The sequence below is a fragment of the Microcoleus sp. Pol12B3 genome, assembly GCF_036701355.1.
Taxonomy (GTDB): Bacteria; Cyanobacteriota; Cyanobacteriia; order Cyanobacteriales; family Microcoleaceae; genus Microcoleus.
In genome coordinates this window covers 82,916-95,146 of the sequence record NZ_JAUBQS010000003.1, presented here as the reverse complement: position 1 = coordinate 95,146, position 12,231 = coordinate 82,916, and the positions used below count along the sequence as shown (strand labels likewise).

Here is a 12,231-nt window from a genome sequence, read left to right as displayed (position 1 = left end):
GCAGAAGGCAGAAGGCAGATACAATTGTACTGCTGACAGCAATCCGAATTTGAAAGGTAAATCTGGTATTTTAGCGTGCATAAAATACAGATTCAATTCCCTGTACTTCCTCGACTAATTGTTGCCATTCTGCTGAATTAATTAGAGAATATGTATCTAAATTATGCCCTTTAGCTGACGAAAAATTGCCAAAATATTCGACCCAGTTTAATAGCGTTTCTGTAGTCAAAAAAGGTGTGTACTTCAAAGATTCTTGAAGCGACTTCTGCATTCTGCTTAGATCTTCTTGACAGTAAGCCTGCCAAGCATTCCACACTAAAGAGCTGTAATGCACCCGGCTTTCTATCTTCGTTATTGACCTCTGAACCTCTTTTTGAGCAACAAATTGATCTGTTTGGTTATCATCGCAAACTAAAGCTTTTTCGATCGCCTCCATCGACTCTGCCAACATCCGTTCCTCTTTGAATAGTTTCTCTGCCCGCTGCTTGCAAGCTTGACCGATTTGATGGCGCAATTCTGAATACATCGCCCAAGCTTCTACAGTTTTCGCCAATTCCCTCGCGGTTCCCTCTGGATCGGTATTCGGATCGGGCAACAATTTCCCAGTATCGCCAAGCCCTTCAGGAATACCGCCCACAGCCGTTGCAACTATCGGCAATCCCTTAGCCATCGCTTCCATGACTGCAAGAGAAGGCGCTGCATCTGCCAGAGAAGTCAAAATGAATATGTCGCTAGCATCAAGCCAATCTAGAATATCCCAGCGCTGTCCGATCAACTTTACGCGATCGCTCACCTCTAACTCTTTAATAGTTTTCCTCAATTCTATTTCTACATTGTCAGCGCTTCCCTCACCAGTTCCTGCCCACACAAAATACAGTTTAGACCACACAGGAGACTGCTGCAACTGCTTGATTGCTTCGATCTGATATCGATGCCCTTTAATCGATGCCAATCGAGCCGATGTGAAACAGACAATCGCATCTTCAGGAATGTCTATTTCTTGTCGCAGGCGTTGACGAGCCGCAGCATTAGGAGGTGCAAAATATTTGGGAGAACGTCCCAAATAAATCACTTGTCCTCGCTCTTTTGGTAACTTGAAATCTTGGCATAATAAATTCAAATGTTCGTAAGCGCCAACAATCAAGGCTCTAGCTTGCAAGCAGTGGTAGAGCACTCCTTCTACATAAGGCACTACATCCCCGCAGGCAAAAGTTGCGTGTTCTGGCATAACTAACCCAATCACCATCATGTATGGTATTCCCATTTCAATAACTACCTGTTTAGCTGCAAAATTGGAAAAGGGCCAACCATCGCTAAAAATAATCATATCCGGTTGATTGCTAGCAAAAAGCTCTCGTGCATCCTGAGTATTTCTTAACACCCGCTGTAAATCTTTATGGCCGCTAAAATCCAGCCACAAATGCTCTATACCTAACTCTCGTTCTCGCTCCAGCAAGGGGCTAGAATGTTTGGTTTGCACGCAAGTGACTCGATAGCCTAACAAGGCTAACTGACAAAGAATGGCATGATTATACTGCGCTAATCCTCCCACGCCCGGATCGTCGGTGTTGTAGAGTAGAATGTGCGTTTCCCTACGGGGTAGCTTCGCTTCACGCGCTGGTGAAGCTGTGGGAATAGAACTCTGTTGAGATTGGGGTGGATTAGTCATCACCATCAGAATTATCTCTTGCCATTCCGCTAACGTACTCAGCGAATAAGCGTCAAAATTTTCACCATATTCTTCCGAAGCCATCTGAAAACTTTCTAGCCAATTCAAAACTGTTTTTGTTGGCAAAAAAGGCGTATATTGTAATGACTCTTCTAAACACTGTGCCATCTCTGCTAGATGACCGTCGCGATACATCCGCCATGCCAGCCACTTTAAGCATTGATAGCGTTCTGGGTTTTTTAACTTCTGAATTGACTGAGGCAAATCGGGTCTAGCGAAGAATTTTTTCATCACTATTTCTATATTCTTCATTACGCGAAAACCGATTGACATGAGATTAGAATTGTGCTGGCGATAACAGGTAAGTGTTTCTTCTAACCAAACTGCTTTGCACCCCTTTAAAGCTAAACGCAAGGCAAAGTCTAAATCTTCTGCTAGTGGAAACTGAGAATCAAAACCGCCCAATTTTACCCACCACTTTCGGCGCAGCATTATCGCACTCGGCCGCACGCATTTATATAGAATAAAGCTTTCTAAATCTAATTTAGACGCTTGCTGCCAAGGCTTGACAGCAGAAATCTCTCGCCCGTTTTCATCGACGATCGACCAACCTGTTTGCACCATATCTAAGGTGGGGTCAGCGTCAAAGCAAGCTAGTTGTTTCTCTAGCTTGGATGGTAGGAAATAGTCATCGGCATCTAGAAATGCCAAAAACTCGCCTTGCGCTAGTTGGCAAGCAATATTTCTGGCGACTGCTACTCCTTGATTTTCCTGGTATATATAGCGAATTTTGTCAAAATAAGGCTGCAATACTTGCTGCGTGCGATCTGTCGAACCATCGTCTACAACTATAATCTCCAAGTTAGTAAAAGTTTGACATAGGGCGCTTTCTACCGCTTGTACGATGTAGCGATCGCCATTATATACAGGTATAATTACGCTGATGAGCGGTGTTTGATTGACTGTTGACATTATTTAGCTCGCTGTTAACCTATGATTATCTAGTTTAGATTAATGTGCCGGACATTCAGCATTATTTTGTGTTCGGTAGATCTACTTACAAAAGCTTGAACTTTGGCAAAGTGTAGCATATAATTTTACAGGGAATCATTACTCAAAAGGAAAATAAAAAATGAATTCGGAAACAGCGCAGGTGAATTTTCAGCAACAGGCAGAACTTTATTTAGCTACAGGCAACTTCGAGCGAGCGATCGCACTTTGCCAACAAGTTTTGGCATCTGAACCCAACTCTGCAGAGAGTTGCAAGACCTTGGGGAAAGCGCTGCAAGCTCAGGGTAAACTAGAAGACGCAAGGTATTGGTATAAAGTTGCGATCGCCCACCAACCCGATTTTGCCGAAGCTTTTGCTAACCTCGGCACTCTCAGCGCTACTTTGGAACAGTGGCAAGAGGCGATCGCCTGTTACCAAAAAGCCATCTCCCTGCAACCAAACTTTGCAGGATTTTACCGTAATTTAAGCCGGATATTTACTCAAGTCGGTCAAGCTGAAGAAGCAGCAGACTGTTGGTATCAAGCACTGATCGTGGAACCGATAGAAACAGCAGAAGAATATCTCGATTTAGGTAATACTTTGCTGAGCCAAAATAAGCCTGAAAAAGCGCTAGTTTGTTACCATCGCACCATTTTTTTAAACCCGAGTTGTTGCGAAGCTTATTGCAAAATAGCAGAAGCTGCTAGCGACTTGAAACAGTGGGACGAAGCTATTGTTAACTATCGCAAAGCGATTAAACTCCAGCCGGATATTTCGGAGCTTCATTACAAATTAGGAAATGTTTTGCAAGCTAAGGATCTCTGGCGCGAAGCGGAGGCTGCCTACCGAAAAAGTATTGATTTAAATCCCAATTCTTTTTTGTCATACTACAACTTAGGCAGCGTGCTGCTCAATTTAGAAAAATGGCAAGAAGCTGCGATAGCCTACCGCACGGCTGTTGAAATTAACCCGGATTATTCTTGGTCTTACTACAGCATCGGTGCAGCTTGCGATCGATTAGAGCAATGGTCGGAATCCGCTGCGGCTTACCAGCGCGCTACTGAAGTAGACCCGAATTTCTTCGCAGCTTTTCACAAGTTAGGAGATGCTCTTTTTAAACTAGAAAAGTGGTCAGAAGCTGAGGCTGCATACGAACGGGCGATCGCCCTAAATGCAGATTTATTTTGGTCTCATTATAACTTAGCTTTGACTTTAGTTAAAATTCAAAAGTTTGAACCAGCAACACTAGCTTATCGGCGGGCGATCGCACTCAATCCAGAATTCTCTTGGACTTACCACAATTTAGGAGAAGTGCTGTTAAAAACTCAACAGTGGAAAGCCGCAGCTAGCGCTTATCAACGTGCTATTGAACTTAATCCCCGTATTTCTTGGTCTTATTACAATTTAGGCGATGCTTTGAGTGAAAGTCACGAATGGAACGATGCTGTTTCTGCCTACCTTTGTGCGCTTAAAATCGACCCGTCTCTACCGAAAATTTACATGAAGTTAGGTAAGGCTCTAATTAAAAGAACTCCGGTAGATTCAGATCTAGCAACTAGCTACTATCACCACGAAATGCAGCCGCTGCACCCTCCTGAATTTTACTGCGAAATCGCCCAAAAGTTTGCTGAGAGCGATCGGCGTAACGAAGCCATAATGTTGTACTTGATGGCATTAGAAATTAGACCCAAAGATCCAGAAATCTCCCAAAAATTAGAAGAGATTTTAGAAAAACAGCGTCAAACAGGGGAATCTACTCTATTATTAGAGTTAGAAGCTAAGGATATTCGCGATCGTTACATTGCCCGAGTCGCCAAAGGCAAGACTTTTGCAGAAGTCGGTGGCTTGTGGGGAACTGTCAGCGAAAAAGTATCTGTAGCTAGCAAATACGGTGCAGTTTCTCTGACAATGATTGATGCCATGCCGGCATCCATGCACTGGTGGCAAGATTTTCACGATCGCATGACAAGTTTAAATATTGCTAATTATCACTGTATCAATCAAGATATCACTCAGATTCAGCTTGCAGACATTGGCGAGCCTTACGATGTAGTTCACTGTGCAGGAGTTTTGTACCATCACCCCCATCCGTTGCAGATTTTAGTTGCTTTGCGTCAGATAACTCGCGAGCATTTAATTTTCACTTCAGCTATTACTCAAGAAGTCATAGAAAATGACTTGGGACGCTATGAAATTCCCGCTTCTGGAGTAATGTTTATTCCGGCTTTGGACGACGCAGAACGAGCTATTTTAACAGCTTATTGGCGGACATACATCAACAACAACCAACTTATAGGGATAACTGAGAAAGCAGTTTTTGACATGAACAACTTTGCGGCGTGCTGGTGGCTGCCTACAGCTACTGCTTTAGAAGCTATGTGCAAAGTCGCGGGATTTAACGTTTTAGACAAAGGATTGACTTGGGACAATAATGCTTTGACTCTGCTGCTGGGGATTTGAGGATGGGTAAAGGAATAATAACAGGACTTGCTTGTTCACAAACGGCTAAACACCCGGTTTCTGAGCGGATTCCTCGTTTTATTTCCCCAATATTCCTACTAAAAACCGGGTGTTTTCCGTAAGTCCTAAATAAAATAGCTGCAAACATTTTTTGTGAATAAAAGAGGAACTGGGAAATAATTTAATGAACAATCACCAACCAGGGACGCCGTTAGGAAACATTTTAGTAGTAGACGATACACCAGAAAACCTGCGTCTGTTGTCTACGATGTTGACTCAGAGGGGCTACACCCCCCGCTGCGTGATTAACGGAAAAATGGCTCTAAGAGCCTGCAATTCTAATCCACCCGATTTGATTTTGCTCGACATAATGATGCCGGAAATGAACGGCTACGAAGTCTGTCAGCACTTGAAACTAGAAGCAAAAACTCGCGAAATCCCGGTAATTTTTATCAGCGCTAAAGATGAAGTATTTGACAAAGTAAACGCATTTGCTGTGGGAGCTGTTGACTATATCAGCAAGCCATTTCAGTTTGAAGAAGTTCTCGCCCGCATCGAAAGTCACCTCAGCCTACAGAATTTACAAAAGCAGCTAAAAGAACAAAATATGCTGCTGCAAGAAGAAATCACGAGTCGCTTAGCAGTAGAAAAAACGCTTCAGGAGAAAAATCAAATTTTGCAACAAGAAATCAGCACCAGGCGCGCTGTAGAAAAAGCTCTGCAAGAGCAAAATTTGGTACTCCAACAAGAGATATCCCACCGCCAGCGCGCTGAATCTGCTCTATTAAAATCTAACCAAGAATTAGCACGTTCAAATGCAGAACTAGAACAATTTGCTTATGTGGCTTCTCATGACTTGCAAGCGCCTTTAGCAACCATTGCCAGTTACGCTCAACTTTTAGAAAAACGCTACAAAGACCAACTCGACAGCCAAGGTAGTAAGTTTATCGGCAATATCGTTCAGGGCTGCACCAGAATGCAAACTTTAATTGACGATTTACTCGAATATTCGCGCGTTGGCCGGAGTCGGAAACCTTTTGAACTGATAGATTGCAATCACGCAGTCGAGCAAGCACTCGCGAACCTGCAAGGGGCGATCCGTGAGACTAAAGCCGTTGTCACATACAGCGAATTACCTGCGGTAATGGGGGATATTTCTCAACTCGTACAGCTATTTCAAAATTTAATCAGCAATGCGATTAAATATCGCCACGATGCACCGCCTGTGGTTCATATTACCGCTTGCAAACAGGAGGAAAACTGGTTGATTTCTGTCTCAGATAATGGAATTGGGATTGCTCCCCAGCATCAAAAACGTATCTTTCAAATTTTCCAGCGCTTGCATACTCAAAGAGAATATTCGGGGACAGGTATTGGTTTAGCAATTTGTCAAAAGATTGTGGAACTTCACGGCGGATGTATCTGGGTGGAATCGGAACCGGAGCAAGGTTCAACTTTTTACTTTACTATCGCTTAATTGAGACATAATTTCTGCAAAATGTAGAAGCTATAAGCTAGGTAAAATTAAATAATACTTTCTCTGTTAGAAATCATAACCTAAAAGATATAATCTAGAAGTTGATAGTATTTAATAGGGCAGATGAAAAGATTGAATAACTGTGACTATCCGGGTGGGGAGATGGGCTACCGTTGCATTTTTTTTAAGTGGTATAAATGTCAGTTAGAATAAAAATTATTTTCTGTTGACAGTAGAGTGGGTGCGTGATAAAATCTTAATTAAAACATAATTATTGTAGCGCTTGCTTACTCTCCCCAATCTGACGCTCGATGTATGTGTAAGTGAATTGAATGACAGCCCTTAAAATAAAAGGTAAAATTTAAGTTAGTTTAATATTTCGTTAGTCAATAAATATTATGAAAGCAGTTTTTAACTTAGCTTTGCCTCCTATCTGCTTTAAAGTTCTGTTAGTAGAAGACAACCCTCATGAAGCTGAGCTGATTGAAGATTTGCTGTCAGAAATAGGCGGCGCGCAGCGTATAGTGCTGACGAAAGTAGAGCGCCTCAGCGAAGCGCAGCAGCGATTGAATCAAGAAACTTTTGACATAATTTTATTAGACCTTTCACTGCCAGATAGTGTGGGAATCGAGACGGTGGCTCGGGTACAAGAGTACGGGGTAAATGTGCCGATCGTAGTTCTGACCGCCCAAAACGACGAAGAACTTGCCCTGCGGTTGATTTCGGTCGGCGTACAGGATTATTTGGTAAAAAGAAAAATCGACAGCGAACTGTTAATTCGATCGCTCCGTTACGCCATAGAACGCCAGAACAGTCAAGATGCTTTGCGAAACAGCGAAGAAAAATATCGTTCGGTGGTGGAAAATTCCCTGATCGGAATTGCCATCATCGCTCCAATTATTGACTGCGAAATTCCTCAAAATTGCAATTGGATAGAAGTTAACGATGCCCTGTGCAATTTGCTGGGCTACGAACGCTACGAACTCATGCAGAACAATTGGCTAGAGTTGACTCATCCAGAGGATTTTGATGCCAATCTTGCAAAATTGTCTCAAATGTTAGCAGGTACGATCGACGGTTATATCTCAGACAAAAGGTGGCTCAAAAAAGACGGCGAAATAGTTCATACGCGAGTTTCCCTGCGCTGCATCCGCCGCCAGGACGGGTCAATCAACCGGATGATCGAAGTAGTGTTGGACGTGAGCGATCGCTACCGCTACGAAGCAAAACTGAAAGCGTCAGAAGAATTTTTAAACCACACAATAAATGCTACGCCAGACCCAATTTTTGTCAAAGACGAGCAACACCGCTGGATGATATTAAATGATGCTTTTTGTCAGTTGGTCGGCAAATCGCGACAAGAACTGATTGGCAAATCAGATTATGACTTTTTCCCCCAATCAGAAGCTGCTGTTTTTTGGACAAAAGATGAAGAAGTATTGAGAACGGGTGTCTGCTTGGAAACAGAAGAAAAATTTACCGACTCTGCCGGGAGAGAACACATCATTTCTACCAAAAAAAGCGTCTTCCAAATAGCAGACGGCAGTAAAGTAATAGTGGGTACAATTAGAGATTTTACCGAATACAGACAGCAACAAAAAGCCCTGGAGCAAAGCGAAGCTCGCTTTCAAAAATTGGTAGCTAACCTGCCGGGAATAATTTATCAATTACGAATGTCAGCAACTGGAAAAATGTTTTTCCCCTACATTTCTTCAGGCAGCAGCAAACTCTACGAATTAGAGGCAGAAGCAATAGAGGAAAATGCGGAACTGATTTTCAATGGAATTCACCCAGACGATCTCTTAGATTTAAAAGCATCGATCGCAATTTCAGCCACTAAGCTGGAACCTTGGCAGCAGCAGTGGCGGCAGACTTTACCATCTGGAAAAGTTAAGTGGCTGCAAGGAGCTGCGAGACCAGAAAGGCTCACTAATGAGAGCAAATCTAGCAGCGAAGGCGATATTCTCTGGGACGGTTTAGTGATGGATATTACTGAATTAAAGCAGGCACAAACAGAGCGCGATCGTTTTTTTACCATCTCATTAGATTTGCTTTGTATTGTTGGTTTTGACGGCTATTTTAAACGTTTAAATCCAGCTTGGTCAACAGCTTTAGGCTACAGTATTACTGAATTGTTTGCCAAGCAAATGATCGAATTTGTTCATCCAGACGATCGAAAAGCTACTGCGGCGGAAGGAGCGAAACTAATCGCGGGTACGTCCAGTATCTCCTTTGAAAACCGCTACATCTGCAAAGACGGTTCTTACAAATACTTCCTGTGGACGGCATCGCCATTTAGCGAAGAAGGTTTAATCTACTCAGTTGGTCACGATATTACCTCTCGTAAACAAGCAGAGTCCCAACTCCAGCGACAAGCAGTAGCAATGGCCGCTGCTTATGACGGTATCGCCATTTTTAATAATAATAAAGAATGTATTTATTCCAACGACGCTTATCTGAAAATGTACGGTTTGACCAGCCCTAGCGAACTGTATGGGAAGAAATGGAAAATGCTCTACAGCAAAGCAGAAAATATATTTTTTGAACTACAAATAATGCCGATGCTCTTGCAAAAAGGGTACTGCAATATAGAAGCTATCGGTCAGCGCCAGGACGGTAGTAAGTTCCCTCAAGAATTGTCGCTGACAATGCTTGTCGGTGGCGAAATTATTTCTATAGTCCGCGATATAACTAATAGAAAACAGGTAGAATCAGCCCTGCGATTGAGCCAGCGTCGTTACCAGACTTTAGCAGAAGCATCGCCAGTTTGCATCTTCCATACGGATACCTTGGGAAATTGCCTTTATGTGAATAAACGGTGGAGTGAAATTACGGGATTAAAGGCAGAATTAGCAGCAGAAATTGGCTGGATGAATGCCATACATTCTGATGATGTCGAGCGGGTAAAAAATGAATGGCATCGCGCAACTATTGAGAAAAGACCTTTTAAATCTGAATACCGCTTTCAGCATCCAGATGGTCGGATAATCTGGGTGATAGGTCAGGCAATTGCAGAAATCGGAGACAAGCAGGAGATTAAAGGCTATATCGGCACTATTACTGATATTAGCGATCGCAAACAAGCAGAATTAGATTTGCTGCGAGTTACTCAAGCAGTGGAAAGCACCAGCGATGCGATCGGCATTGCTGACTTGACAGGGCGATCGTTCTACCACAATCAAGCCTTTATTCAACAGTACGGCTACACAGCAGAAGAACTAAACACAGCAGGCGGATTAACAGCAATTTACCCCCAAACTAAAGTGCTGTTAGAAATGTTTAAAACTATCCGTAAAGGCAAATCTTGGCAAGGCGAACTCAAAATTAACACTAAAAACAACGCACTGGTAACAACTTTATTTCGCGCCGACGGCATTAAAGATGAAACTGGTAATTTAATCGGGTTAGTGGGAGTAATTACCGATATCACCGAACGCAAACAAGCCGAGATGGCCCTGCAGCAGCAATTAAGGCGAGAACGGCTGGTAGTTGCCATGCTCGATCGCATTCGCTCCTCTCTCAATTTAGAAGAAGTCCTCAGCACTGCTGTCGAAGAAGTGCGGCACTTTTTGCAAACAGACCGCACAGTTATTTACCGTTTTAATCCGGACTGGAGTGGCTTTGTCGTTGTGGAATCAGTGGCAAAAGATAGAATTTCGCTGCGAAATTTCAACAATCTTGATGGCTGTTTTAAAGAGAAATTTGTTGATATTTATCAGCAAGGCGGTATTAGATCTATGGAAAATATTTACCAAGAAAATTTGACGGAATGCCACATAAAGTTTCTCGAAGGATTGGAAGTAAAAGCTAACTTAATAGTGCCGATTTTAAAAGCACGAGAAAGCATTTCCCAGACCGAACTGACCGCAAAAAATCAGCTCTGGGGACTGCTAATCGCCCAGGATTGCAGGGGCCCCCGTCCCTGGGATTCCTCAGAAATAGAATCCCTCCGGCAATTGTGCGTGCAATTGGCGATCGCGATCCAGCAATCGACGCTATTTCAACAAGCACAAACCGAAATTGCCGATCGCAAACTTGCAGAATCTGCCCTCCAACAAGCCAAAGAAGTCGCAGAAAGCGCCAACCGCGCTAAAAGCGAATTTCTCGCCAACATGAGCCACGAATTGCGGACGCCTTTAAACGGCGTTTTAGGTTACGCTCAAATCTTGAAAACCGACAAAGACTTAAACTCAGATCAGCAAGAAAGTCTCAGCAATATTCAACAGTGCGGTCAACACCTGCTGATGCTAATCGACGATGTTTTAGACCTTTCCAAAATCGAAGCTAGAAAAATGGAACTCTACCCAGAAGAGTTGAATTTTCTAAATTTCACAAAAAACATTGCCGATCTCTTTCAGATGCGGGCCTCGCAAAAAGAAATTTTATTCAATTACGAACAAGTATCTCCCCTACCTAGCTGCGTTTGTGTAGATCCAAAAAGATTGCGCCAAATTCTCATAAATTTACTCAGCAATGCTGTTAAGTTTACTAACAGCGGAGGTGTGACTTTTAAAGTCGGCTATGTAGGCACACAGGCCTGGAGTCGAGGGCAAAACGAAAATTATGAATTATCGATTTTGAGTTCGGAACTGAAAGAAAATTATCTGCGCTTCGCCCAAAATGCGAACCCAGCCCAACACACTTTAAAAATCCGCTTTCAAGTCGAGGATACTGGCACAGGAATAGACCAAAGCAAGTTAGAAGAAATATTTTTGCCATTCCACCAAGTAGGAGGCAATACATTTGTTGAAGGTACGGGTCTCGGACTCTCGATCAGCCAGAAATTAGCAAAAATGATGGGCACCCAAATTGGAGTAAACAGCACTTTGGGAAAAGGCAGCACTTTCTGGCTGGATTTAGAAGTGCCCGCAGTCCAACGGTACTTAGAGGTATCTCCTTTGCGGAAAAAACGCTGGGTTGTTGGTTTTGTTGGCAACAAGCGGAAAGTGCTAATCCTGGATGAAAATCAACTAAATCGCGATTTGTTGTGCAGGTTGCTGAGGCGTTTGGGATTTGAAGTTGCAGAAGCACAAAACCGTCAAGAATCCCTGTACAAATCAGTTGAATTTCAACCGGATGTGATTTTTATTGACTTGGGGATGCCTGTAATGGATGGCTTAGAAACTGTTAGGAGATTGCGGGAGTTACCGGAAGTAAAAAATATCGTGTTAATCGCTATGTCAGCTAGCGTTTTCGATGCGGCGCAGCAAGAGAGACTCCTTGCAGGGTGCGATGATTTTCTTCCCAAGCCGATCGAAGCAAATCACTTTTTGGCACAGTTGCGCGTGCATTTGGATCTAGAATGGATTTACGGGGAAACTTCGGAAAACAAAAAGCGCAAAACTCCCTGTTTGTCACCCGCATCGGATTTTCCTGCTTATTCTTCTCTGTTACCTGCGGTTTCTGAGTCGGTAGCAAAAATTTTGAAACTCGCTGCTATGGGCGACATTGAAGAAATTTTTGAGGAGAGTGCTAAGCTGGAGAGTTTAGAACCTAAATTAGTACCGTTTATCTCGAAGCTGCGCCAACTTGCTAAGGGATTTCAGCTCAAACAAATTCGGAATACTTTAAAGCAATATATCGAGGGGAAGTAGTCCGTAGTCAGTGGTCAGTGGTCAGTAGTGATATCATGTC

4 protein-coding genes are annotated in these 12,231 nt (G+C 43.1%); 3 read left to right on the top strand and 1 reads right to left on the bottom strand.

Going from position 1 to position 12,231, the window contains the following annotated elements; translation table 11 throughout:
- Nucleotides 1-70: 70 nt before the first annotated feature.
- Nucleotides 71-2,641, bottom strand: coding sequence for a glycosyltransferase (locus QUA53_RS02385; protein WP_333094910.1), 2,571 nt, complete (start codon nt 2,639-2,641; stop codon nt 71-73).
- A gap of 160 nt (nt 2,642-2,801) precedes the next feature.
- Between QUA53_RS02385 and QUA53_RS02380 the strand changes: the two genes are divergently transcribed.
- The 3 genes from QUA53_RS02380 (at nt 2,802) to QUA53_RS02370 (ending at nt 12,191) form a co-directional block, all read left to right on the top strand.
- Complete coding sequence (locus tag QUA53_RS02380) at nt 2,802-5,120, top strand: tetratricopeptide repeat protein (RefSeq protein WP_333094913.1); 2,319 nt, start codon at nt 2,802-2,804, stop codon at nt 5,118-5,120.
- A gap of 184 nt (nt 5,121-5,304) precedes the next feature.
- Entirely contained in the window at nt 5,305-6,597 is a 1,293-nt protein-coding gene (locus QUA53_RS02375) for an ATP-binding protein (RefSeq protein WP_333094914.1), read from the top strand.
- Nucleotides 6,598-6,995: 398 nt separating this feature from the next.
- Entirely contained in the window at nt 6,996-12,191 is a 5,196-nt protein-coding gene (locus QUA53_RS02370) for a PAS domain S-box protein (protein ID WP_333094915.1), read from the top strand.
- The last annotated feature ends 40 nt before the right edge of the window (nt 12,192-12,231 follow it).